The 24,035-nt window shown below is 38.3% G+C and carries 22 protein-coding genes; 9 read left to right on the forward strand and 13 right to left on the reverse strand.

The features are described 5' to 3' along the window. Positions 1-109: 109 nt before the first annotated feature. From BM107_RS10050 to mdh, 11 genes are all read right to left on the reverse strand, one after another. Positions 110-1,036 (reverse strand): bestrophin family protein, encoded by a 927-nt coding sequence (locus BM107_RS10050; RefSeq protein WP_090982815.1) that lies wholly within the window; start codon positions 1,034-1,036, stop codon positions 110-112. A 24-nt stretch (positions 1,037-1,060) separates the two neighbouring features. Next, entirely contained in the window at positions 1,061-1,558 is a 498-nt protein-coding gene (locus BM107_RS10055) for a hypothetical protein (protein ID WP_090982817.1), read from the reverse strand. 250 nt (positions 1,559-1,808) lie between these two features. Then, the gene (locus BM107_RS10060) at positions 1,809-3,161 is read right to left on the reverse strand and encodes a sensor histidine kinase (RefSeq protein ID WP_090982819.1); all 1,353 of its coding nucleotides are present in this window, start codon (positions 3,159-3,161) and stop codon (positions 1,809-1,811) included. Next, positions 3,162-3,839, reverse strand: a complete 678-nt coding sequence (locus BM107_RS10065; protein ID WP_090982821.1) for a response regulator transcription factor — start codon at positions 3,837-3,839, stop codon at positions 3,162-3,164. A 497-nt stretch (positions 3,840-4,336) separates the two neighbouring features. Next, on the reverse strand, positions 4,337-4,870 hold the full coding sequence (locus BM107_RS10075) for an SRPBCC family protein (RefSeq protein WP_090982825.1): 534 nt from the start codon (positions 4,868-4,870) through the stop codon (positions 4,337-4,339). A gap of 64 nt (positions 4,871-4,934) precedes the next feature. Further along, positions 4,935-5,330: a group III truncated hemoglobin gene (locus BM107_RS10080; RefSeq protein WP_090982827.1), complete on the reverse strand. Its 396-nt coding sequence runs from the start codon at positions 5,328-5,330 to the stop codon at positions 4,935-4,937. Beyond that, positions 5,314-5,754 (reverse strand): hypothetical protein, encoded by a 441-nt coding sequence (locus tag BM107_RS10085; protein WP_090982829.1) that lies wholly within the window; start codon positions 5,752-5,754, stop codon positions 5,314-5,316. Before BM107_RS10085 ends, BM107_RS10080 begins: the two co-directional genes overlap by 17 nt. A 65-nt stretch (positions 5,755-5,819) precedes the next feature. Next, a complete protein-coding gene (locus BM107_RS10090; protein WP_090982831.1) occupies positions 5,820-6,245 on the reverse strand; it encodes a retropepsin-like aspartic protease in 426 nt (141 codons plus the stop codon). A 59-nt stretch (positions 6,246-6,304) separates the two neighbouring features. After that, positions 6,305-8,110 carry a S41 family peptidase gene (locus BM107_RS10095; RefSeq protein WP_090982833.1) on the reverse strand — a complete coding sequence of 602 codons (1,806 nt, stop codon included), beginning with the start codon at positions 8,108-8,110 and terminating at the stop codon, positions 6,305-6,307. Positions 8,111-8,179: 69 nt separating this feature from the next. Further along, positions 8,180-8,986, reverse strand: coding sequence for an AraC family transcriptional regulator (locus BM107_RS10100; protein ID WP_208864370.1), 807 nt, complete (start codon positions 8,984-8,986; stop codon positions 8,180-8,182). Between the two features lie 207 nt (positions 8,987-9,193). After that, complete coding sequence (gene mdh, locus BM107_RS10105) at positions 9,194-10,132, reverse strand: malate dehydrogenase (RefSeq protein ID WP_090982835.1); 939 nt, start codon at positions 10,130-10,132, stop codon at positions 9,194-9,196. Between the two features lie 144 nt (positions 10,133-10,276). On the opposite strand from mdh, the gene BM107_RS10110 reads away from it, so the two are divergent. The 6 genes from BM107_RS10110 to BM107_RS10140 all read left to right on the forward strand — a co-directional run bounded on the left by BM107_RS10110 (position 10,277) and on the right by BM107_RS10140 (position 19,828). Continuing rightward, positions 10,277-10,729, forward strand: a complete 453-nt coding sequence (locus BM107_RS10110) for a lipocalin family protein (RefSeq protein ID WP_090982837.1) — start codon at positions 10,277-10,279, stop codon at positions 10,727-10,729. A 1,054-nt stretch (positions 10,730-11,783) separates the two neighbouring features. Then, entirely contained in the window at positions 11,784-16,217 is a 4,434-nt protein-coding gene (gene dnaE / locus BM107_RS10120; protein ID WP_090982841.1) for a DNA polymerase III subunit alpha, read from the forward strand. Positions 16,218-16,373: 156 nt separating this feature from the next. Then, positions 16,374-16,694 carry a thioredoxin gene (gene trxA, locus BM107_RS10125; protein WP_039482143.1) on the forward strand — a complete coding sequence of 107 codons (321 nt, stop codon included), beginning with the start codon at positions 16,374-16,376 and terminating at the stop codon, positions 16,692-16,694. Between the two features lie 127 nt (positions 16,695-16,821). Next, complete coding sequence (locus BM107_RS10130) at positions 16,822-18,036, forward strand: PQQ-dependent sugar dehydrogenase (RefSeq protein WP_090982843.1); 1,215 nt, start codon at positions 16,822-16,824, stop codon at positions 18,034-18,036. 552 nt (positions 18,037-18,588) lie between these two features. Then, positions 18,589-19,308, forward strand: a complete 720-nt coding sequence (locus BM107_RS24935; RefSeq protein ID WP_208864371.1) for a M15 family metallopeptidase — start codon at positions 18,589-18,591, stop codon at positions 19,306-19,308. Further along, a complete protein-coding gene (locus tag BM107_RS10140; protein WP_090982845.1) occupies positions 19,298-19,828 on the forward strand; it encodes a hypothetical protein in 531 nt (176 codons plus the stop codon). Before BM107_RS24935 ends, BM107_RS10140 begins: the two co-directional genes overlap by 11 nt. A 310-nt stretch (positions 19,829-20,138) precedes the next feature. Here the strand turns inward: BM107_RS10140 and BM107_RS10145 are convergent, their stop codons facing one another. After that, on the reverse strand, positions 20,139-20,708 hold the full coding sequence (locus BM107_RS10145; RefSeq protein ID WP_090982847.1) for a Crp/Fnr family transcriptional regulator: 570 nt from the start codon (positions 20,706-20,708) through the stop codon (positions 20,139-20,141). Positions 20,709-20,712: 4 nt separating this feature from the next. Further along, entirely contained in the window at positions 20,713-21,522 is an 810-nt protein-coding gene (locus BM107_RS10150; RefSeq protein ID WP_090982893.1) for an oxidoreductase, read from the reverse strand. A 383-nt stretch (positions 21,523-21,905) separates the two neighbouring features. On the opposite strand from BM107_RS10150, the gene BM107_RS10155 reads away from it, so the two are divergent. The 3 genes from BM107_RS10155 to BM107_RS10165 all read left to right on the forward strand — a co-directional run bounded on the left by BM107_RS10155 (position 21,906) and on the right by BM107_RS10165 (position 23,876). Next, the gene (locus tag BM107_RS10155; protein WP_090982849.1) at positions 21,906-22,823 is read left to right on the forward strand and encodes a DUF58 domain-containing protein; all 918 of its coding nucleotides are present in this window, start codon (positions 21,906-21,908) and stop codon (positions 22,821-22,823) included. Positions 22,824-22,890: 67 nt separating this feature from the next. Beyond that, positions 22,891-23,352 (forward strand): redoxin domain-containing protein, encoded by a 462-nt coding sequence (locus BM107_RS10160; RefSeq protein ID WP_090982851.1) that lies wholly within the window; start codon positions 22,891-22,893, stop codon positions 23,350-23,352. Between the two features lie 5 nt (positions 23,353-23,357). Further along, entirely contained in the window at positions 23,358-23,876 is a 519-nt protein-coding gene (locus tag BM107_RS10165; RefSeq protein WP_090982853.1) for a DsbA family protein, read from the forward strand. The last annotated feature ends 159 nt before the right edge of the window (positions 23,877-24,035 follow it).

Raw genomic sequence — 24,035 nt, forward strand, 5'->3', positions numbered from 1 at the left:
TTTTGTATTATACAACTATCGCAAATGGCCATACTTTATCCAAAGGAAAACCATTGCGCTTAACTAACCATCTCAGCAAAGAGATTTATTTTAGGCTTCCTGGGGTGATTTACAAAATGTAATATGATCCCACCTGGGCCAATTCGGTTTGAGGTTTATCCTCATAAATTTTATTATCATCTAACATCTGGCAAAGATCTCGTTCAATGGTTCTACAGATGGTAGTAGTTGGTGTATCTGTAGGTTTATTCTCAAAAGGATCCTGAAGATGAACAGCCATTTTTTCAACCAGTAAAAAGAAGGCAGCAATGGCCACCACCAATGGAACTTCCATGTAACCAAAGTATTCCAGCAATCCGAAAGGCAACAAGACTATGAATAAATGGATAGACATGTTGATATACTTGCTATAAGTAACCGGGAAAACGGTGTTTTTAATTCTTTCCGATCCGCCCATATGGTTACATAAACCGGTTATGGTTTTGTCTATTTCTATCTGTTGATATTTATTGATCCAGCCTTCCTGCAGTGCTCTTTTTAAAGCCATGGCATGCAATTCTAAAATGCTGGCCGTTACATTTTTGCGTTTCTTGATGAATTCAAATTCTTCAACCGAAAGGTATTCTTCTAAACCTTTTCGAGGATTAAAACCTCTCAAGGCCTGACTTAAGGCATAACACCAGGCAATCTGCCGTTTTACAAAGCTTGCCTTGAACTCCTCAATTTCGTCTATTCCATAGGGATTTTCAACGAACGACAAGATCTGGCGAGACAAGGTTCTCGAATCATTAACTATTGCGCCCCAAAGAATCCTTGCTTCCCACCACCTGTCATAAGCCTGGTTAGAACGAAATGCCAATAAAAGCGAAATGATTGTTCCTAGTAAAGCAGGTACTGCAACAGGAATGGAAATACGGGTAACATGAAGGTTCTCATATAATATCACAATACCTATAGAGTAACCGATAACAAACAGAAGCTCTTTTTTGATCTTTCCAAATATATAAGTGAGCGGAATATTATTTCGTAATAGCATAATATAAAGTTTAATGGTTGGTAACTAAGAATTTGCTTCCTGCAGCTGCGTTTCGTGTATTTTTGTATCGATTAAATTTTCGTTGGCATGAACGGTTAAAGTATTTAGTAAAATTACTTCACATCCTGCCCGTTCTGTTAATATTTTAGGGTCGATACTATATTTGTTGATTGGCGTAAAATTGTATCCCTTTAAATAGGCAATGCATTCTACATCAAAAGCTTCGATGAAATTTTTAAAAGCCGCTACTGTACTTCCGTAGAAATATTCAATCCCAATGGTATTGATCTGAGTAGGATATTTTCCCTTGGCCTGATTGATTTGCTGATAAAATTCGTCGCTGACGTTTTCATAATCGCGGCTGCGGCGACTCAACATTAACATATCAGTTATGGAATCAGACAATTTAAAGGCATGTACGAAAATGATGTTTAATATTTCGTTTTTTTGATGTTGAACAAGTGCATCAATAATTTTTATACTTTCTACTTTGAAGTCGGTTGGAATTAATACTGTTTTCATCTCTTTATCTTGTTTAAATGAATTGAAATATTATTTATACAAGTTTAACCGCATATTATTATAGCGAAATAAGAGCGAGATTAAAACGAGATTAGAATGCACTCCTTTTTAGAATAGTTAATTAGTGCATTAGCCATTAGCTCATCTATGCAGAAGTCCAATGCATAGTTTAAAGTACTTGACGAATTGTTATCTAGTTGATAATTATTAAGGCTAATTTACAATTAACCAGTTTAAACGATGTAAACAATCAACCTGATACAGGTAACAATACTTTAATTTCCGTGCCAACGCCTTCCTGCGATTTGATGGCAATACTCCCCCTGTGCAAACGGATAATATTTAACGAAAGTGGCAAGCCAACCCCATAACCTTTAAAATCATTGGTGTTTGATGCCCGGTAGAAAGGCTCAAATATATGCTGGATATCGGTTTGTGGGATGCCGATACCCCGATCGGTTACCGAGATCGAAAGCATATTGACGTTACTTTCTATACTAATGCTTACCAATTTCTCATTAGAATATTTGCAGGCATTATTTACAATATTACTGATGGCCAGTTTCATCAGGTTTTTATTTACCCGCAACGAAAGCAATTCATCATCATCGGGGAGTTTACTAAAATCGATTTCTATTTTACTGTTCGGATGAACCTGGTTTACCGAATCTTTAATTTCCCATAACAATTCATCCATTCGTACTTCTTCCCAGGGCTGGTTTTTTCCGTTGAAACCTGATTGGGCCAGGCCTAATAAACTGGTTAAAATATGCTCCAGCCGTTCTGCTTCATTCTTGATTTTTGATAATGCCTTTTCCTGTTTGTCCGCATCTGCAATGTTTTTCATGGCCAGCTCAACCTCTCCACTAATGATAGTTAAAGGTGTTCTAAGCTCATGTGAGGCATTGCTGATAAAATTATTTTGCGTCTCGAAAGCCGTTTCCAAACGGTTGAGCATATTATTAAAGGTTTGCGCCAGTTGCGACATTTCATCATTACCTTTTTTAACATCCAGCCTTAGGTGCAAATTTTCGGCCTTTATTCTTTTTACACTTTTAATGATATTTCGCAGGGGCATCAACATGTAATTGGAAAATTTCCAGCCTACCACAAATGATAATATAACTGAAAGAAAAAAGCCAATAATTAAAATTCTTTGCAGGTCTTTTAACTCGCGGAAACCGACAGGATCATTTGCAGAAACAATAACAATATATCCTCCATTTGGATTTTTAAAATATTTGCCGGCATAAAAGTGGTTTTCCGTGCGATAGCGGGCTACGTAACCTGCATTTATCCGGTTATAAAAACTTGCTGGCAATTCGCGATCCAGTTTATTGGTTGGTTTTCCTGCTTGAATGATGTATTCCTTTTCAGAAGGCAACCGCTCCAGGTATCTGTTGCGCATTTTAGCATAAACCTTATTGTTGTCGTCTTTGTAAAGTTTAATCTGGGCAGCAATATTAACCCTTGCTTCCAGGCGTTTGTAAAAATCTTCAAAGGCAAATTCGTTAGAAAAATACCAAACAAAACCACTTAATAAGGAAATAATAACTGCCGATAAAATGGCAAAAAGTAAAGTGATTTTCTTGGCGATCTCCATCTATTTTTCTTTCAATATATAGCCTAAACCTACCGCGGTATGGATCAGCTTTTGATCAGCATTCTTATCTATTTTTTTACGAAGGTAATTAACATAAACATCAACTACATTGGTGCCCAGGTTAAAATCGATATCCCACACGTTTTCCAAAATATCTATCCGGGATAAAATTTTGGATTTGTTTTTAGCCATATACTCCAGTAGCCGATACTCTGTTGCCGTAAGAATGATTTCTTGTTGGTTTCGCTTTACGGTTTTTGCGCTTAAATTTAGCTGCAGGTCGCCTACAGCAATAATCTGATCTTGCGAAACCACGCCATGGTATCGCCTCAGCAGCATTCTGATCCTCGCGAAAAGTTCAGCAAATTTAAATGGTTTGATCAAATAATCATCTGCACCATTATCCAGTCCGTTTACCACATTTTCGGTAGTACCTAAGGCTGTAAGCATGATAATGGGCGTATTGGGTTTTTGCTCTTTAATGATCTTGCAGAGTTCCAGGCCATTTATTCCAGGTAGCATAATATCAAGGATAATCAGATCAAACTGATTATCCAAAGCCATCTGTTTCCCGATTAAACCATCAGGAGAAATACTTACGGTGAATCCCTCGTCTGTTAAACCCCTCGAAATTACAGATACAACACTTGGTTCATCTTCTACAAGTAATAAATTCATTTGATGGAAAAGTAATCTAAAAAACAGGAAATTACAAAATATTAATTGATGGTTAGACCACTTTTGATACTTTTTTAACCCAAAGCAGGGATAATTGTTTGGTTGGTGTTTCAAAGAATAAAAAAAGCTCTTTTCAAGAGCCTGGAAATATTACTTGCTTTTTTAACCACAAAGATCATGAAGTTATGGCACAGAGAATGCAAGTTTACAGGGCGCACGTCCTAGATTGGAGCAAAGCGGAATGAAGAGATCTTTGAATCACAATAGGGTCTTCGACTTCGTTACCGTTGACAGATTTAAACAAAAAAAGGGGCATCATTGCGAGGCACGAAGCAATCTTAATACACCCGCTGGCAGCGATCGTTGTAAGATTACTTCATCTGCTGAAAAAGCCTTCTCAGCAATTACGGACGCTAGCAGCCCGCCATTTGGCAAAAAAAAACTGCCATTTTATATTGATTTTAAACAATAAATTATCTCTCAGAATGACAATGCAATTAAATCTCCTTCTCTGATTTCTCTTTGAGGGATTTCAATCCATCTTCAAAATCTTTACCGATCATGTTATCCATAAATAAGCAAAACCATTTGTTGACGATGCCTTTGCTATCTCCACTCATGGTCCAGGTTACTTTATTTCCATTCTCAGCTTTTTCGATGTCAAAGCGGGTGTTTGCTATGCTTTCCATGGGTTTGATGAATTTTAATTCCATATCGACCATTTTATTTGCCTCTGCTTTATTGATCAGCATTTGTCCGGTACCACTTTTTTCACCATTCCATTGGTACAGGTGACCCGGCTGAGCAGCTGTACCGGTAATGGTAATCTTCGCTTTTGGATCCATTTTAGACCATGCATTCCATTTGTAAAATTCATGATAATCGGCAATGTTTTTATAAATAATACTGTCTGGAGCAAGAATGGTTATAGTCCGATTAACGGAATAGCTTTTTGGAAGAAAGAAACTACCTCCAATAATGATTACTGCCAGTACGGCGATAATGCCTAAAAAGATTTTGAGAAATTTCATAACATAAATTTAGTTTGGTTAACTAAATTTATAAAGAAAGCAGTTGAAATCAAAGCGGATTGAACTAAACAATCTTGATCTTCGATAAGGGGGCATTGATTTTAAAGTGCATTAAATCAGCAATAGATTGGGCTTTTTGTTTAATCAGTTCTGCATTAGGTCCCGTAAACAAATCGTCTACGTTTTGGAAAAAGAGATTTTTCCATATCTCAAATTGTTCCTGCTGCAATGGCGTTTGTTTATTCAGTGCAAAATGGCTTAGCATCGGATTTCCCTTATAAATGGCTTTACCGAAAAGTATACTTTCCCAAAAATCGTACATTTTCGGTAGGTGGTGTGTCCAATCCACCCTGGCAACATCGGTAAATATCGGGCCTATATGTGGATTGATCGCAACATTTTCGTAAAAAGTATCCACTAAAACGATAATATCTGCTCTATTATCAATATCCTTTTTCATGGTTTAATGATTTTAAATTTAAGAAACCCATTGTAATCAATATCAGGAATTTAATGGTGTCGGCAATGATATACAAGATATGATGGTAACTTCTTACCGGGGCATGACCCGCCAAAACCAGTTTTGCCCTTTCATCAAGTAGTGGCAATAACCAAAAAGTATCAATCATCAACAGGATGGTAACCGAAAAAAGTAAAATACTGCTGATGTTTTTTAACGGTGCCGGCAAGGAGCAGGCTAAAATCACCATAAGTAATATAACCTCTATTTTATTGAGTGCCTGAAAAACCAACTGCCCGATACCTAATCCAAGCGGGATGGTAATTCCTGGCGCCTGAAATTTTAGCGGGGCTTCTAAAAAGCTAATTCCACCAATTAATCCGGCCCAAAAAATAATACAAAAGATTGCGATTAACTTCTTCATCAAGGTCAAATATCACTTAAAATGGCTTTGTTAAAAATGATCGGTGTCATAAAGAAAAATTATCTTTATCTATAAAGCCTCAGCATCATTTTCTGGTAATTAATCACAGCCTTATACTGCATTAAGATATCTCCGCCAATAATCCCCATAATAGGTGGGTGACCAAACTGCTGGTAAGTTTCGCTTACCGACTGCAGATCAAAAGCCACTGTTTCATAATTATTGATCTTTAAGGTGCCGATTTTTAATTGAGGAAGGGTAGCCTGTATGGTAGTGGTGGTAGTAAAAAGTGTAGCAGCATTAATTTCATCAGAAACCTGAAGTGTTTCTGATATATGTTTTTCGATCAATGATTTATCGAAAACACTCCGTGAAGCGCCGGTATCTAAAACGGCGAGGTGTTTTTCCTTAAAAACAATAACTTCCACTAAAAGGTGAAAGCCATCGTCTTGTAAGTTTATTATTTTTAAGGGAATGGAAATGGCTTTCATAACAAATGTTTAGAAGCCTAAATTAGGCTAATTAACCTAAAAACCATGTCAGGTAAGGGTTATTTGTTTTTGATCAGGTTTTTTACAAATTCCATTTCTGTATCATATCCGCTTAAGTACTCTTCAATTTTTGGCTGCACTTCGTTATCGGGCATTACACCGCGACCAAATGGAATATTATTTTGTTTTTCTTTAACAACAAATTTAATGAGTGGGATCCGGCCAGTTAATTTGGAATTAGGTAAGGTATAATTGATGAAAAAACCACTGGTATTGCCATAATAACCTCCGCCTGTTTCTTCACCTATAAAACGTGCGTTGGTATAATTTTTTGCTAAAGCAGCAAATTCTGATCCTCCGGAAAAAGATAAACCGCTGATGAGTATATACAAATTGCCTTTGAAACGGTTGGTTTGGGGTGTATCACTTTTGTATTTCCCGGGAAGATCCAGGTAACGCCCGTCGTTGCTGCGATAAAATTCGGCTTTTAAGTCCTTTTCAAAATCATCCTGCGATTCTTTATTCCGGTAATCGGTATAATCTAAAAAAGAATAGGTAAAGGACGGAATTTCAGCATACTGGTATTTTGGATATTCTTTGTCGACCAGATACGACATTAAGTGGTCTTCCATGGCCTGTGCACCGCCTTCATTTTTCCTGATGTCAATAATTAAATGCTTTATTTTATGATGAGCAATGTCTTGAAAACCCCTGGCTAAGAATTCTTTAAAACCCTTTCTGCCACCTGTATAATCGTTGGTTGAAAATGTATTTACTGTTAGTGTAGCCGTGCTGAGCAGTGTGTCGATCTTTAATGCAGCTGGTTCTTTATAGCGGTAATTAGGGATAGATTGGGTTTCTTTAGAAATAAATTTTCCGTATTGTTTAAAACTTAATGCTGTTATTCCATTATAATGAACCTTATCGTTGGTTTTTGGGTTAATCAGTTCAATATCGAAATCATTCGGTTGCTGTTCGAAAAAACGCAGGTAATATTTAGAGAACGCTGTTTCTATCCAACGGTATTTGCTTGTGGTATTATAGCCGTCTGCCGGCTCTATTTTTAGAAATTGCGTCATGATGCTATCGATACTATTTCCATTGATTTTAGAAAGTAACATTCCCTTGGTTTTGTAATGATCAAGATCGTTCAGGACATAAACCTTTTTATCCAGGATTTTTATCAGAAATGGAAAGTACTTGCCATGTTGCCTGATGTAATTACCCGTTTCTTCGGACGTCTGGATTGCACAATGGCCCTCTTTGGTGTAGGTAACCACCGGCGCAACGATCTGATAAAAATCCAAAGCACTCATTCGATTTTTTATCTTACTTTTTTGTGCCTTACATAGGCTGTCGAACTGCTTATAGGTATTGTACCACAGGCCAATATTTGTTTCAATGAAAGCATTTTTAAGGATGTCGAAATCCTGTTCGAGGGCTTTTGAACTCAGTTTTTTTAATTTCTTTGGCGGGCTTTGTATGATGACTGAATAGTTACCCTCTTTCGCATTGCTACTTTCGTACAGTGGTTTAACCGTAAGGATAAAATAACCGCTACTATCAGGCGAATAGATGATTTTTTCGCTGCCGAACCGGCCATTGGGAGAATCTATATCCTGTATGGTTTTCCCGTTATGGTCTTTTAATCCTACTGTAACATCTATTCCTTTTTGTTCAACAGTGATTGAGTAGTAAAGATCTTTTTTTAACTGGAAACTAAATGAAGTTTCTTCGCCCTGCTTGATGTTTAAATCGGCTGTAGTTTTGTCTATTTTAATCGGAATGAGGTTATGGCCCACTTGTGCACGCACCGAGAAACCGAAAAATAAAATAATAAGAATGGTAAAGCTATCTTTTTTCATTTTTTGTGAGATATGATAGCAAAAATAAGGCTTACATGCCGGGATCTGTTGTACGATATTGCAATTGGGTTAAGCCCTTTTATATTCAGAAGGTGTTACACCGGTAAATCTTTTGAAATGCCTTGATAGGTGTGCCACATCATAAAAACCTGTTTTAATGGCAACCTCCATCAAATCTGTTTCTTTAGTGAGCAGCTTTTTGCAATTTTCTATCCGCTGTAAAAGGATATAATTATTTGGCGTTAAACCAGTCTCGTGTTTAAATAGACGCAGAAATTTGTATTTATCTAATCCGAAGCGTTTTGCAGTATCTGTTAATGAAAATTTTTCTGAAAGGTTTTCGCTGATAAAATCCTGAAACAACACCGTTTTCTGATCACTAAAATACATACTGGAGGCATAACGGGAAACCAGTTGTTCTAAAACAGATAGTAACGCTTTTTCTAGATTAAGCGCCGGATGGTTAAAGTGTTCTGACAAATAATGTAAGCGGTTAACCAGATTATGATCATAAATGATTTTATCCTCAAAAAAAACATCATGGCCTTTGTTTAAGGTTTTAAGCACGTCTGGAGCAACGTAAAACGTAAAAAAAGAATTGCCTAGCTTACTATCGCAGGGAGTTGCATGTACTTCGTTTGGGTTGGTGATTGAAATTGTACCGATCGGTGCCGTTAAAAATTTATCGTTGAGTTTAGTATAAAAAGTCTGATTTAAAATCAGCGTAATATTAAAATTATTGTGCGTGTGAAAGGGGAAATCAATGGTGTGTTTTTTAGCATTTAACAACTCCAGACCATCTAAAATCGGGATTTTATGGTAGGTACTGATGTTATGTGTCTCAGCTACTATTTTATCTATACTTTTGATATTCAATGGCTAAAGCTTCTTTAATATCCTGAAAAATAATCTTCATCTCGATTGGAAGACCCTGAAACAAGTTCAGGGTGACGATATGCCGAGGAGGAACGACGAAGTAATCTTTAAGCGTTGGCTGGTATCGATCGTTTTAAGATCGCTCCCCCGGAAAGTCGGTACAGGCTGTTGGCTAAAGAAGCCTTCCCGCAATGACGATTTATCCTTTTAAACCAGTTTCATTTCTGCCAGTACGCTGTTCATGTTTCTCACTGCATCAGCACTTTTATTAAATGCCGCCTGTTCATCTTCTGATAATTTAAAATCGACGATTTTTTCCCAACCATTGCGACCGATTATTACCGGTACACCTAAACAAATATCTTGTTGTCCGTATTCTCCCTCCAGGGAAACGCAGCAGGTAAATAGTTTTTTTTCATCGCGTAAAATGGCTTCAACCAATGCTGCACCTGCCGCACCCGGAGCATACCAGGCTGATGTTCCTATTAAACCAGTTAAAGTAGCGCCACCAACCATGGTATCTGCCGCCACCTGATCAAGCTTAGCTTTATCCAATAAATGGCTTACTGGTAAACTTTGGTAAGTAGCTAAACGGGTCAATGGAATCATCGTGGTATCGCCATGGCCACCAATTACAAACCCTTGTAAATCATTAGGGCTGCAATTTAAAGCTTGTGATAAATAAAATTTGAAACGTGCGCTATCTAACGTTCCACCCATACCAATAATACGGTTTTTCGGCAGTCTTAAAGATTTTAAGGCCAGATAGGTCATCGTATCCATAGGGTTACTGATCACGATGAAGATGGCTTCAGGAGAGAATTTTAAAATATTTTCGGCAACACCTTTCACAATACCTGCATTAATGCCAATCAATTCTTCGCGGGTCATCCCCGGTTTACGTGGCAAACCCGAAGTAATTACCACTACATCAGAACCTGCGGTTTTGCTATAGTCGTTCGTTACCCCTGTAATTTTGGTGTCGAAGCCCAAAAGGGTTGCAGTTTGCATCATGTCGATTGCCTTACCTTCGGCAAAACCTTCTTTAATATCCAATAATACAAGTTCGTTCGCCAATTCTTTGCGGGCAATATGATCTGCACAAGTGGCACCAACTGCGCCTGCGCCAACAACGGTTACTTTCATATATTTATATTTTTTGGTTCGCTTTCGTTAAATACCTATCGAAGGTATAAATAAATATAAGGTTAAAAAATGCTTTTCAAAACTTTATAATTTAATCGGGGTTTAATTAATCGTCACTAATCATCAATTTTTGTGCTAATAAATATGGAAAACAAGCCAATCTCAAATATCGATTATAAAGCCTTCGAGGGAAAATGGTATTCTTTATATTCTATACCAACCTTGTTGGATAAACATTGGAAACAGACTACTGAGACCTATACTTTAATAGATGATGATCATTTTGATGTATATACCACTTACCATAAGGATGGGAAACCTGAAGAAAAATCGATCACTTCAAAGCTATTTTTCGACAAGGAAAAAGCCGATGGAGATATGAAAGCCCAGTTTTTATGGCCTTTTAAAATTGGCTACTGGATTATAGAGCTGGCTGATGATTACAGTTATGTCGTGGTAGGGCATCCGGATGAAAAATATCTCTTTATTATGGCTCGTGAGCCCAAAATGGAAGCCGATTTATTGGTGCATATTATTGAAAGATGCAGGCAGAAAGGGTATGAAGTAAGTGAGCTGGTAAGCCAGGAGCATTTTTGATAAGTTCGCAATTGGCGGTTTTCAGTGTGTGCTGGCTCCAAAAAAGGTTTGTAATTCTGAGGGATAATTTATGATATAAAAATCAATATAAATGACAGTAGAATTTAATGGAAATAAATCTCGCAGAGGTATCGTCATTGCGAGGAGGAACGACGAAGCAATCTTACAACTATCGCTGGTAGCTAGCGCTTTAAGATTGCTTCGTGCCTCGCAATGACGATCTTTCTATTGGGCTGTCAATGGTCGCAGCCAAGAATTTTGTCATTGTTCTAAGTGCTATAGATTATCCATTTGTTATGGAAAGCAAGTGCAGAAGCGTTTGGGTTTATGCAGTCCCGCCATTCGCTGTAGGCCTGATGAAGAATCAGGCGCTGCCGCTGCTGTCGGGTTTAGGTAGCGCCGACTGTGCTACTATCGTTGGTAATTAAACCCAATTGTAGTGAACATTCCAATATCTCTATCGGGATGAAGAATATAGCAGGGCCAGAAACCGGCTATAAAAATTGAATCATTCATTTCCGAAAAAAAAGTAAATATTTAACTGAATAATTTGTTTCTAAAAACGATAGAATTATTTTGATATGGATGCACTCGTTTGGAAACGAGGATAAGCGTTTTTCTATTTTAAACCTTGCAGGTTTTAAAAAACTGTAAGATTTGTCGAAAGATTTTGTTGATAAAATCCTCAAGCCGTGGTTCGTGTCTTCACGAACCAAACCGTTTGCTCTTGACCATCGAAGCACTTACCTAGTTTGTAAACCTGATAGGAGCGAACACGTAGTGCAACGAAGTAAAGCGGATAGCAGGGCTGAATCACCCTATGGAAAACTGACCGTTCATTTCCAAAAAAAAGAAATCTTCTTCGCTAAATATCCTGGTTCCACTTTAACTAAGGCCGACGACTTTTCATGCGCCTCGGTTCTTGTCATTTCAAATCCAAACTCAGTTTGACTGTCACATTTTGTTGATAAAATCCTGACAACTTCAACCCTCAAAATCCTTATTTTTGAAGAACCGTTATTGTTTTACAACGGTTAATTCTTTGCCGCACAATATGTACTTAATTTTTGATACTGAAACCACGGGGCTGCCCCGCAATTACAATGCACCTATTACCGATACAGATAACTGGCCGCGTTGTATACAGATTGCCTGGCAGCTGCACGATGAGATGGGGAGATTGGTTGAACATCAGGATTATCTGGTAAAACCAGAGGGATTTAATATTCCATATGATGCAGAACGGATCCATGGAATCTCTACGGAACTGGCGACGGAACAAGGTATAGGTTTCGACGAAATGTTGTCCAGGTTTAACGAGGTTTTAAACAAAGCCAAATTTATTGTTGGGCAAAATGTCGGTTTCGATGTGAATATTATGGGCTGCGAGTTTCACCGCTTCGGAGTGGCTAACCGCTTGGCAGAAATGCCCATTTTAGATACCTGTACCGAAGTTACCGCACAACTTTTGCAATTGCCCGGAGGTAGGGGCGGTAAATTTAAATTGCCAACCTTAACAGAATTACATTCTTATTTGTTTGGTGAACCCTTTAATGAAGCCCACAATGCTACCGCCGACGTTGAAGCGACCACGCGTTGTTTTCTGGAACTGATAAAAAGAGAGGTATTCAAAAAAGAAGAACTGCTTGTTGATGTAGAATATTTTCCCCGCTTTAGGGAAGTAAACCCAGGCTTAATTCAGGGCATAGGATTAAAGCATATTAATTTAAAGGCTGCATCTGATGAAATCCGTAAACGCCAGCAAAAAACCGAAGGCAGTGGAATTTCTAAACAGGAACTTGCCGATAACAAACAAGAACTTGCTGCTGCAACATTTGTGCATTTGCATAACCATACGCAGTTTTCGGTATTACAGAGTACCATCAGCATTCCTGATCTGGTAAAGGCCGCTGCCGCACAAAAAATGCCCGCTGTTGCCATGACCGATCATGCAAACATGATGGGGGCTTTCCATTTTGTAAACAACGTACTTAATCACAATAAAGCAGCCGAAGCCAAAAATGCTGCGGCAATAGAAGCCGGCGAACGTCCTACCGAGGTGGTAATGACACCGATAGTAGGGGTGGAATTTTTCGTATGCGCAAACCATTTAGACCGTACTGCAAAAGACAATGGCTACCAGATGGTATTGCTGGCGAAAAACAAAAATGGCTATCACAACCTCGCCAAAATGTCGTCGATTGCCTATACAAAGGGTTTCTATTATGTGCCTCGTATCGACAGACAGATTATAGAGCAGTATAAGGAAGATATCATTGTTTTATCCGGTAACCTCGGCGGTGAGATTTCCAGCAAGATCTTAAACATGGGCGAAAGCCAGGCGGAAGAAGCGCTGATCTGGTGGAAGGAAATGTTTGGCGATGACTTCTATCTCGAAGTGATGCGCCACAACCAGGAAGATGAAGACCGTGTTAATGAAACATTAATTGCTTTTGCCCGCAAACATGCCGTTAAACTGGTGGCAACCAACAATACTTATTATGTAAATAAAAAAGATGCCAATGCGCACGATATTTTACTTTGTGTAAAAGATGGTGAAAAGCAGGCTACACCAATAGGCCGTGGCCGTGGTTATCGCTACGGTTTACCTAACCAGGAGTACTATTTCAAATCGGCTGATGAAATGAAGGCACTTTTTGCTGATCTGCCCGAAGCGATTTTGAACATTCAGGATATTCTGAACAAAATTGAAACCTATAAACTGGCCCGTGAGGTACTGTTACCTAAATTTGATATTCCTGAAGAATTTTTGGTGGCTGAAGATGAAGTTGATGGTGGTAAACGTGGTGAGAATAAATTTTTAAGGCATTTAACTTACGAAGGTGCAAAACGTCGCTATGGAACCTTAACTGACGATGTAATTGAACGTCTGGATTTTGAATTGGCCACGATTGAAAAAACCGGGTATCCGGGTTATTTTTTGATTGTACAGGATTTTATCGCAGAGGCGCGTAATCTTGACGTATCAGTAGGGCCTGGGAGGGGTTCAGCTGCAGGTTCAGCAGTGGCTTATTGCCTGGGTATTACCAATATTGATCCGATTAAATACGACCTCCTTTTTGAGCGTTTCTTAAATCCCGACCGTGTATCCATGCCCGATATCGATATCGACTTTGACGATGAGGGGCGTGGACGTGTAATGGATTATGTAATTAATAAATATGGTGCCAACCAGGTAGCGCAGATTATTACTTATGGTACCATGGCGGCCAAATCGTCTATCCGCGATACAGCACGTGTATTGGATTTGCCCCTGTTTGAGGCCGATAAAATTGCCAAGCTGATCCCGAATATGAAGCTGGCTAAAATATTTAACCTCGACGAGAAAAGCTTAAAAGATACTTTACGTCCAGATGAATATGAGAAAGTTGTAGAACTGAAAAACCTGGGCAGTCAGAAAGATTTAAGTGCCGAAACCATCCAACAGGCACAGGTTTTAGAGGGATCGTTGCGTAATACGGGTATCCATGCCTGTGGTGTGATCATTACCCCGAGCGACATTACCAATTTTGTTCCCGTATCGGTAGCCAAAGATTCAGATTTATATGTTACCCAGTTTGATAACTCGGTTGTAGAAAGCGCCGGTTTATTAAAAATGGACTTCCTTGGGCTAAAAACCTTAACCCTGATTAAAGATACCGTGAAACTGGTTAAGAAAAGACATGGTATTGATCTCAATCCCGATAATTTCCCGATTGATGATGTGATGACCTATGAACTTTTCCAGCGTGGTGAAACCATTGGTATTTTCCAGTACGAGAGTCCGGGTATGCAGAAATACATGAAAGAGCTTAAACCAACGGTTTTTGACGACTTAATTGCCATGAACGCTTTGTACCGCCCGGGACCAATGGAGTATATCCCGAGTTTTGTTCGCCGTAAAAATGGCGAGGAAGAAATTAAATACGATCTGGACGCCTGTGAGGAATATTTAAAGGAAACTTACGGAATTACTGTTTACCAGGAGCAGGTAATGCTTTTATCGCAAAAACTGGCTGGCTTTACCAAAGGTGAGGCCGACGTTTTGCGTAAAGCCATGGGTAAGAAACAAAAAGACGTTCTGGATAAGATGAAACCAAAGTTTGTAAAACAAGCTTCGGAAAAAGGCCATGATGCCACCGTTTTAGAGAAAATCTGGAAAGACTGGGAAGCATTTGCATCTTACGCCTTTAATAAATCGCACTCTACCTGTTACGCATGGATTGCTTATCAGACGGCCTATTTGAAAGCGCATTATCCTGCCGAATATATGGCTGCGGTATTATCCAATAATATGAGTGATATTAAGCAGGTGGCTTTCTTTATGGAAGAGTGTCGCCAGATGAGTGTGACTGTTTTAGGTCCGGACGTAAACGAATCTGATCTTAAATTTTCGGTTAATGCCAAAGGAGAAGTACGTTTCGGGATGTCGGCAGTAAAAGGAGTGGGCGAGAAAGCGGTAGAGAGTATCATCGAAGAACGCACGGCCAACGGACCTTATGCCAGCGTGTACGATTTTGCCAAGCGTTCTAACACGCGTATTGTAAATAAAAAAGCTTACGAGAGTTTTGTATATAGCGGTGCTTTCGATGCATTTGGCGGGCATAGGGCGCAGTATTTTTATATTGGCCCGAATGATAAAATGAATGGCATTGAAAAGATTATTAAATATGCCAATGATTTTCAGAACAATGAAAGCACTTCGCAGGCTTCACTCTTTGGTGGCTCAAAGGCCGATCTGATTTTAGAGCCAAGTTTGCCAGTCTCACCCGAGTGGGCTTTAATGGACCGGTTGAAATATGAAAAAGATGCAATCGGGATTTTCCTTTCCGGTCACCCCTTGGATAACTATAAACTCGAACTTGATAAATTCTGTACCAATAGTGTACGGCAGCTCAGTATCATCAATAAGGTGCGTATGGGCGATAGCAACGAGGAGGTTTTGGCCGAATTTGAAAAACTAAAAAACCGCGAGCTTTGTGTAGGTGGCCTGGTGGTAACGGCATCGCAGCGGATTACCAAAACCGGTAAACCTTTCGGAACTTTTGTTTTCGAAGATTATGATGATGCCTGCGAAATGGCCTTGTTTGGTGAAGATTTTTTAAAGTTCAAATCATTTTTAACCGAAGGATATTTCTTACAGATCAGGGGTAGGGTAGGCGAGCGCTTCGGAAAAGCAGGCGATTGGGAATTTAAAATCACGGCAATTAACCTGATGTCTGAACTGCGCGATAAATTAGCAAAGAGTTTAACAATCCAGGTGCCTATTGAGCGTGTTAACGATCAGTTAATGAGAGAAATTGAGGCCATATTAGCAGACAATAAGGCAAATTCAGAGCAGCAAAACTGCCAACTCAATTTTGCTGTTTTTGATAGTGAAAAGCAGATTATGCTTGATTTACCTTCTAAAAATTTAAAAATTAACCCCAACAACAAGTTCTTAGAACAATTAATGGGGATGAATGTTGTAAATTATAAATTGAATTAGCGTTCTGCGTTTGGCGTTAGGCGTTTCTGGATGAGCTTTACGCTCGTCGCTAGCCGCTAAGCGCTATCCATATTTACCAAAATAATGTCAAATTGGCATTACAGAATTGGTGGCATTACAATTGAATACATATATTTGAACATAAAAAAAATAATTATGGCATTAGAAATCACAGATGCAAACTTCGAGGAGCTTGTATTAAAATCAGATAAACCCGTATTAGTAGATTTTTGGGCAGAATGGTGTGGCCCTTGTCGCATGGTTGGTCCAGTTGTAGAAGAGATCGCTAAAGAATATGATGGCAAAGCGGTAGTTGGAAAAGTAAACGTTGATAACAATCCACAAATTTCAATGCAGTTTGGTATCCGCAACATCCCGGCTTTATTATACTTTAAAGGTGGTGAAGTGGTAGACAAACAAGTTGGTGCTGTTCCAAAATCAGTATTGGCAGAGAAATTAAACAAGCAACTTGCTTAGTTTAAACTTAAAGCACAAAGATCAGCCTAAGGGCTTGTAACATATTTAAAACCCAGGTTCATAGCAAGAATTTGGGTTTTTTAATGCAAACATAATTTTGTTTCTTTAATCAAAAAAACTAACAATCATGTCTAATCACTTATTTAATAATAAAACTTTATCAATTTTATTAGCTGGTTTAGCTTTAAACTGTGCTAATATTGCTGGTGTATCGGCCCAAAATCCGGTTGAAACTAACCCGCCATCTGCAGATTATAAACCAGCCTTTACCGGACAGACCCGTATTGCAGGTGTAAAAACCAAAACCCCTTTGGATATTACGGTAATCAATGAGAAACTGGAGAATCCCTGGGCTATTTCGGTACTTCCTGATGGCCGTTTTTTAATTACCCAGAAACAGGGCACCATGGTTATTTTAAATGCCAACGGGGAACTGAGCAAAAAGATTACAGGTTTACCAAAAGTAGATCCGTCTGGTCAGGGTGGTTTACTGGATGTAACTTTAGATCCCAACTTCGCTAAAAACAGGATGATTTACTGGGCTTATTCAGAGCCACAGGATAAAGGCGTATTATTGGCTATTGCGAAAGGTAAATTGGCGGCAAGTGAAACTGCGATAGAAAACCAAACCGTTATTTACCGTGCTACACCAGCATATTCTGGTAAACTTCAGTACGGATCAAGAATTGTTTTTGATAAAAACGGAAATTTATTTGTAAGTACAGGCGAACGTTCCGGCAACGACATCAGGATACAGGCACAATATTTAAACTCTTCGTTAGGCAAAATTTTGCATCTTACTCCAGAGGGGAAAGCTGTGGCAAATGGCCCTTTTGCCGGTAAAACCGATGCCCGACCTGAAATTTATGCTTACGGCCTTCGCAATCCGGATGGCTTGGCTATCAATCCACAAACCGGGGATTTATGGGAGGCAGAATTTGGGCCTAAAGGTGGCGATGAAGTAAACATCATTAAGCCAGGCAAAAATTACGGCTGGCCAATTATTACTTACGGAACAGAATACAGCGGTAAAAAAGTGGGGGATGGCATTCAGCAGAAAGAAGGGATGGAACAGCCCGTTTATTATTGGAATCCGAGTATCTCGCCCGGTTGTATCGCTTTTTATAACAGCAACAGCATAGCCGAGTGGAAAGGAAATTTATTTGTTGGAGGTTTAGGCGGTTCGCATATTATCCGATTGGTGATAAAAAATGATAAAATTGTAGGCGAGGAAAGATTATTGGAAGGTAAAGGTGAACGTTTCAGAGATATGGTAGAAAAAGATGGAGCACTTTATTCGGTAACAGATAACGGACATTTGTATAGGATAGCGAAGAAGTAATTAATTTTAATTTTTGTTATTCAGACCTCACAGGTTTCAAAAACCTGTGAGGTCTTTTTTTATTATATTTCAAAACTTGAAAGCCTTCCTTCAAATAAATCTATTTGTTTTCGGAGACGGAGGGGCGTTTTTTCATGGCGGCTTGCTGTCCCGCTTTCGCTTACAGTCCTCTCCTGACGGATTGTTGGGATTCTGGCTATTCCGCTGAATCGGGTTTATTTAAAACGGATAGTAGCACAATCTTAACCATGTGATCTTTGTCAATTGCGGGCGGAAGACGGTGGCGAGATGCCGATTGGCAGATGCGTAAGCAGGAGTTTCATGGGCTAAATTTTACTGCATCTTCTTTTTCTGAAATCATGATGATATTTGCTTTAAAAATCTTTGAACTGTTAAGTCCATCAAAATAAAAAAGTGATTTAAATGTTCATTGGGCTAATGATAGACATCGCTTTCCAGTTGTAATTATGGCATTTTAATTGCTGTAAAAAATCATCATTCCCTATTATTTCATTGCGATTTTATAATTGTTTTCAAAATATTAATAATATAATGATGGAATATTCTTTAAAAGAAAAAAAGAATGCAGGTATTTTATTCACTTTTTATGATCCATTCAGATCATTTCAGGGTTTTAACTCATGTTCATACTCCAGTTCTTCAATAACTTTAATTATTGATACTATTCATAAAAATTATATCATTGAGAAAAAAACTGCGAGAGGTGGAGTTGATATAGATTATTACTATCTTGATTCGCGGACATTTTGGGATAAAAAGAGATTTATTAAATTCAACAAGAAAGCAAATTCGCTAATGTTAATTGTTGAAAATGGGTTACCTAGACATTTAAGGCCGACTTGGGATGATACAACAAATAAAAGAATTTTAACTTTAGATAGGAGGTTGCAAAACCCTGCAAGGGAATTTATCAATACAGTTGAAGAAGAACTTGGGATACAGTTAAGGATTGTACAGGCGTTGAGAACCATCGCTGAACAAAATGCATTATATAATCAAGGTAGAACAACACCGGGAAATATCGTTACCAATGCCAGGGGAGGTTCAAGTTATCATAATTACGCATTAGCTATAGATGTGGTAATCGTAAAAGAAGGCCGAGCAGTTTGGAGTATTTTGCCGAGAGAAGTTGTTCAGATAGGAGAGCGACTTGGATTCGAATGGGGAGGGAATTGGAAAGGCTTTAAAGATTATCCACATTTTCAGATGACTTTCGGGAAAAGTATTAATGATTTAAAAAATGGAAAATAGTTTGAAGGGATTTCTAATATTGTTAATAGCCACTATCTGCAGCAGCCACAATACTTTTGCAGGTGACAAAACTCCAATTAACAACACGATAGATAGCGTAGCCGCAATCAAAAAAATCAGGGCGGATTTTACGCTAATTAATAAACAACTCAAGTTTTTTAGGAAAAGAACCAAAGATGCTTTCGGAATGTCGGCAGAAGGTGGTGTGGTAACCGGCTATTATAGTAAAGGTGCGCTTAAAAAAATACATTGTGTTTTTTATGGTGAAACAGGAAAGACTGAGGCAGATTACTATTTAAACAATAAAAACTTATTTTTTTTATATAAAAAGGAAACGGTATACGATAAGCCGATTTCTTTAAAAGGATTTAAAATTAAAAATAGTACGGAATACCGGTATTATTTGTCTGGAGGTAAAGTGATTAAAAAAATCATAAAGCCCAATACCTCTTTACTATTATCATATTCACAAATAGAAGCTGAGTTAGAGCAAATTATGGCTCTCCTAGATGAAAAATAGGTGTATTTATATTTGGGTCTTTTTATTATATTCTAAAATGGGAACAGGTAACAAGTTATTGTCAAAACGGAGCTGAAGTGCGCACTTCAGCTTTTGTGCTTCTATTAAACTTTGGTACATTTACCGAACTGCTTCGATTGCCCTACCATCGCCATTTACCCGAAATGTTTATTGCAATAATGAATTATTGGCTAAAAAAGCTATCTAGACTTTACCGCTACTTTTCTTTTTGCCCTGCTACTTGACACCCAAAAGACGGATAATCATGAGGCTATTCGTCTTTGTAGTCTTTAAATAAAATTTAAAATGTTTATCGAATATTTTTCCTAATTCGGCTTAATGACGATTGTGTAACTCCCAAATAGGAAGCCAAATAAGAAAGCGGAATACGATTGGCAAGCTGCGGGTATTTTTCCATAAACGCCAGGTAACGCGTTGTAGCATCTTCTGAAACCAAGGGACTTCTTCTCTCTATCTTTTGTATTAATGATTTTTTGACAATTTTATTGACAATACTCTCCCAACCGACAATGGTATTGGCAATTTCTTCCCAATTTTGTTTAGAAAACACAATTAGTTTGCAGTCCGTAACGGCTTGCACATAGCCTGAAGAGGGAATCTTGTTATCAAAACTGTCCAGATCTACTACAAAATTGTTTTCGTCTATAAAATAACTGGTGATTTCTTCGCTTTTATTGTTGTAATAACAAACCCGAAGAATGCCGTCCAAAATGAACCCAACTTGTTTTGCTATTTTGCCTGCTTCTGAAAAATAGCCTTCTTTGCGAAGCGCTAATTCTGTTGACTTGCTTGTGATGAAGTCCATTTGCTGTTTGTTCAAATTTCCGAATTGCAATAAATAATTGATCAATGTTTCCATAGTTTTATTTCATTTGGCTCATTATCATTTTGTCAAACATTTTATCGGACAGAATTTTCTTGAAAAATAACATCATTTTCGCTCCCGAAGCCCCAGCATACCTTGTTTTCGGATTATTTGCTTCAATGCCTCGTTTGATAAGTCTAGCAATTACAATTGGGTCGGCAGCATCTTTTTCTACTGCTGCATACATATTGATTACGCCTTTTGCCAAAGAGCTGTATGCAGTATCGCCCGAGACTTTTGACATATATTCAGTTCCAAGTCCTGTCATTTCTGATTTTGTGCCGCCCGGCTCAATGACTATTACGTCAATTCCGAACGACTTTACTTCTTTACGAAGTGCATCACTCAATCCTTCAATAGCAAATTTGCTTGCGTGATACCATACGCCCATTGGCAGCGTTACTTTTCCGCCAACCGATGAAATGTTTACAATTTTACCGTAATTGTTTTTTCGCATATTGGGCAATACCAATTGTATTAAACGTGCCACACCAAAAACGTTGACTTCCAACTGATATTTTGCATCAGATATTGGCATATCTTCCAACGCACCGTAATATCCTGACCCCGCATTGTTAATTAAAATGTCAATGCTTCCTGCTTCTTTCAAAATTTGTTCAACACAAGCAACAAGGCTTTCTTCTTTGGTAATGTCCAAAGAAATTGGTTTTATCCCGTGTGTTTTTAAGTCTTGCATTCTCTCTATTCTGCGTGCTGCACCGTAAACGTTGTAGCCGTTTTGTGCCAAATAAATTGCTGTTGCTTTACCTATTCCCGATGAGGCACCTGTAACTAATACTGTTTTCATTTCTTTTGTTTTTAATTTAACAGTGAAGGTCGCCCGTTTTAAAATTAAACTATTTGTCATTTGGCAAATAGTGACTTTACAAATGTTGGGTTGTATTGTAAGCTTGTTCCTGTTTCCGATTTTCCTTTTTCTCACAAGAATAAACCCATAACGACAATAACCCGAATATAATCAGTGTATAAGCAATTCTTTAAAAGGGTTTAAAATTAAAAATACTACAGAAGCGGGGCTGCATGGTCGGCTAAGTAACGCAATTGCTTTCCAAGTCACTCATAAGAATATTAACGCGCCCAAAGCTGTGCTCGTTAACTGAATATCGTTTTGCCGTCAAAATCTGATCGGTTTTTACGAGTATTTTCTAAATCTTTCATTAGCTTTACGATATGCAGGCTGTAAACTACGAGAACGAAACTAGCTATGGTAATTTAGAATTGCTCGCGCAGCAAGTGGTAGAGGGTTTTATTACAGGCTTGCATAAAAGCCCTTTTCATGGTTTCTCGGTTGAGTTTGCCGAACACCGTCAGTACAATAATGGTGATAACGTTAAGAATATAGATTGGAAATTATACGCTAAAACCGACAAACTTTACAGCAAACGTTTCGAAGAAGAAACGAATTTGCGTTGTCAGTTTGTGATGGATGTTTCCTCATCCATGTACTTTCCCGAGCCTAAAAACAATAAATTGATATTTTCTATACAGGCTGCAGCATCGCTAATGTACCTGTTGAAGAAACAACGTGATGCTTTCGGGCTTAGCTTGTTTGCCGATGAGATATTGTTCAATTCTCCTGCAAAATCGACCACAGTACATCAGAAGTATTTATTTACCCAATTGGAAGAGCTGCTACAGAAACCAAAGGTAAACGCAAAGACCAATTTAAGTGAGGCACTGCACCAGGTAGCAGAACTGATCCACAAACGTTCCCTGGTGATTATCTTTAGCGATCTGTTCACTACCCAAATAAGTACAGATAAAACTGATCAGTTTTTTGATGCGCTGCAACACCTGAAATTCAACAAACATGAGGTAGTAGTTTTTAACGTGGTTGATAAAAGAAAAGAGGTCAATTTCAATTTTGAAAACCGTCCGTACCAGTTTATTGATATGGAAACCGGAGAGATGATTAAAGTACATGCTAATCAGGTAAAGGAGAATTATATAACAGCAGTTTCTACTTATCGACAAGAGATTGCGCTAAAATGCGCTCAATATAAAATCGATTTAATCGATGCCGATATGAATGAGGGTTTTTACCCGATTCTTCAGTCTTATTTAATCAAACGGCAAAAATTAGGTTGATTTTTGTTACAAAACAAGAAGGCATTAATACTGTTTTATTCATGATTTAAATTTTAAGCTTCGTAATATGTTACAACAAGGCGATACTGCACCAGATTTCGAATTAAATGCCACCCCCAACCAAAAAATAAAACTCAAGGATTTTAAAGGTAAAAATGTTATCCTGGCTTTTTATCCTGCAGATTGGAGTCCGGTATGCAGCGACCAGATGGCACTTTATAACGAAATGCTAAAGTATTTTAATAAATATGATGCACAGATTTTTGGAGTTTCTGTAGACAGTGTATGGTGCCACTTAGCCTTTGCAGAAAATAGAAAACTTCATTTTCCGTTACTGGCTGATTTTGAACCGAAGGGCGCGGTTTCTAAAGCTTATGGCGTATATGATGATGAAGTTGGCGAAAGTAAAAGAGCGCTGTTTGTGATTGATAAAGAAGGTAAAATTGCATGGAGCTATTTATCACCTGTAGCCGTTAATCCTGGTGCTGATGGTATTTTGGATGCATTAGAGAAATTAAGCAAGAAATAAAAGCGATGAGTACATTAAAACCTGAAATAAGCAATCTGGATCATACTCAAGGGGATGATACAGCAAGTATTACCATTGTAGAGTTTGGCGATTATCAGTGTCCGTATTGCGGTGATGCCTACCCGATTATGAAAGAAATTGAGGAGACTTTTGGCCATCAGATCAGATTTGTTTTTCGCCACTTTCCTTTAGCAAATGCACACGAGTTCGCGTTTCCGGCTGCTGTAGCTGCTGAAGCGGCTGGATTACAAGGCAAGTTTTGGGAGATGCACAATGCACTTTATGAAAATCAATACCGCCTAAATGTTGAGCTGTTTGACGAATTGGCCGAAACGATTGGTTTAGACTTGGAGCAGTTTCAGCGAGACAGTGCTTCAGAAGAGATTAAACAAAAAATAGAAGATGATTTTGATAGCGGCGTACGAAGTGGCGTAAACGGAACGCCTTCATTTTATGTTAACGGAACTAAATTTGACGGTGGTGCAACCGATTTATACCAGATGCTTAAAGAAAGTGCGGAGTGATTTAGAAATGTACCTCGTCCTTTTTCAAAAAACAGCTGTGGCATATCTGATTTTTGACCTTGTTATGCAATTAATCGTGAAATCAGCATGAGTAGGCGGCTTAGTTCGCCTTTTATAAGGATTAGATAGCAGGAGTTTACTTAGGCTCGATTAATATTT

Source organism: Pedobacter suwonensis, assembly GCF_900111825.1.
Classification (GTDB): domain Bacteria; phylum Bacteroidota; class Bacteroidia; order Sphingobacteriales; family Sphingobacteriaceae; genus Pedobacter; species Pedobacter suwonensis.

Bases quoted from the DNA above. Each gene is read 5' to 3' on its own strand.
- BM107_RS10050 (WP_090982815.1), bottom strand. From the start codon at position 1,036: ATGCTATTACGAAATAATATTCCGCTCACTTATATATTTGGAAAGATC.
- BM107_RS10055 (WP_090982817.1), bottom strand. From the start codon at position 1,558: ATGAAAACAGTATTAATTCCAACCGACTTCAAAGTAGAAAGTATAAAA.
- BM107_RS10060 (WP_090982819.1), bottom strand. From the start codon at position 3,161: ATGGAGATCGCCAAGAAAATCACTTTACTTTTTGCCATTTTATCGGCA.
- BM107_RS10065 (WP_090982821.1), bottom strand. From the start codon at position 3,839: ATGAATTTATTACTTGTAGAAGATGAACCAAGTGTTGTATCTGTAATT.
- BM107_RS10075 (WP_090982825.1), bottom strand. From the start codon at position 4,870: ATGAAATTTCTCAAAATCTTTTTAGGCATTATCGCCGTACTGGCAGTA.
- BM107_RS10080 (WP_090982827.1), bottom strand. From the start codon at position 5,330: ATGAAAAAGGATATTGATAATAGAGCAGATATTATCGTTTTAGTGGAT.
- BM107_RS10085 (WP_090982829.1), bottom strand. From the start codon at position 5,754: ATGAAGAAGTTAATCGCAATCTTTTGTATTATTTTTTGGGCCGGATTA.
- BM107_RS10090 (WP_090982831.1), bottom strand. From the start codon at position 6,245: ATGAAAGCCATTTCCATTCCCTTAAAAATAATAAACTTACAAGACGAT.
- BM107_RS10095 (WP_090982833.1), bottom strand. From the start codon at position 8,110: ATGAAAAAAGATAGCTTTACCATTCTTATTATTTTATTTTTCGGTTTC.
- mdh (WP_090982835.1), bottom strand. From the start codon at position 10,132: ATGAAAGTAACCGTTGTTGGCGCAGGCGCAGTTGGTGCCACTTGTGCA.
- BM107_RS10110 (WP_090982837.1), top strand. From the start codon at position 10,277: ATGGAAAACAAGCCAATCTCAAATATCGATTATAAAGCCTTCGAGGGA.
- dnaE (WP_090982841.1), top strand. From the start codon at position 11,784: ATGTACTTAATTTTTGATACTGAAACCACGGGGCTGCCCCGCAATTAC.
- trxA (WP_039482143.1), top strand. From the start codon at position 16,374: ATGGCATTAGAAATCACAGATGCAAACTTCGAGGAGCTTGTATTAAAA.
- BM107_RS10130 (WP_090982843.1), top strand. From the start codon at position 16,822: ATGTCTAATCACTTATTTAATAATAAAACTTTATCAATTTTATTAGCT.
- BM107_RS24935 (WP_208864371.1), top strand. From the start codon at position 18,589: ATGATGGAATATTCTTTAAAAGAAAAAAAGAATGCAGGTATTTTATTC.
- BM107_RS10140 (WP_090982845.1), top strand. From the start codon at position 19,298: ATGGAAAATAGTTTGAAGGGATTTCTAATATTGTTAATAGCCACTATC.
- BM107_RS10145 (WP_090982847.1), bottom strand. From the start codon at position 20,708: ATGGAAACATTGATCAATTATTTATTGCAATTCGGAAATTTGAACAAA.
- BM107_RS10150 (WP_090982893.1), bottom strand. From the start codon at position 21,522: ATGAAAACAGTATTAGTTACAGGTGCCTCATCGGGAATAGGTAAAGCA.
- BM107_RS10155 (WP_090982849.1), top strand. From the start codon at position 21,906: ATGCAGGCTGTAAACTACGAGAACGAAACTAGCTATGGTAATTTAGAA.
- BM107_RS10160 (WP_090982851.1), top strand. From the start codon at position 22,891: ATGTTACAACAAGGCGATACTGCACCAGATTTCGAATTAAATGCCACC.
- BM107_RS10165 (WP_090982853.1), top strand. From the start codon at position 23,358: ATGAGTACATTAAAACCTGAAATAAGCAATCTGGATCATACTCAAGGG.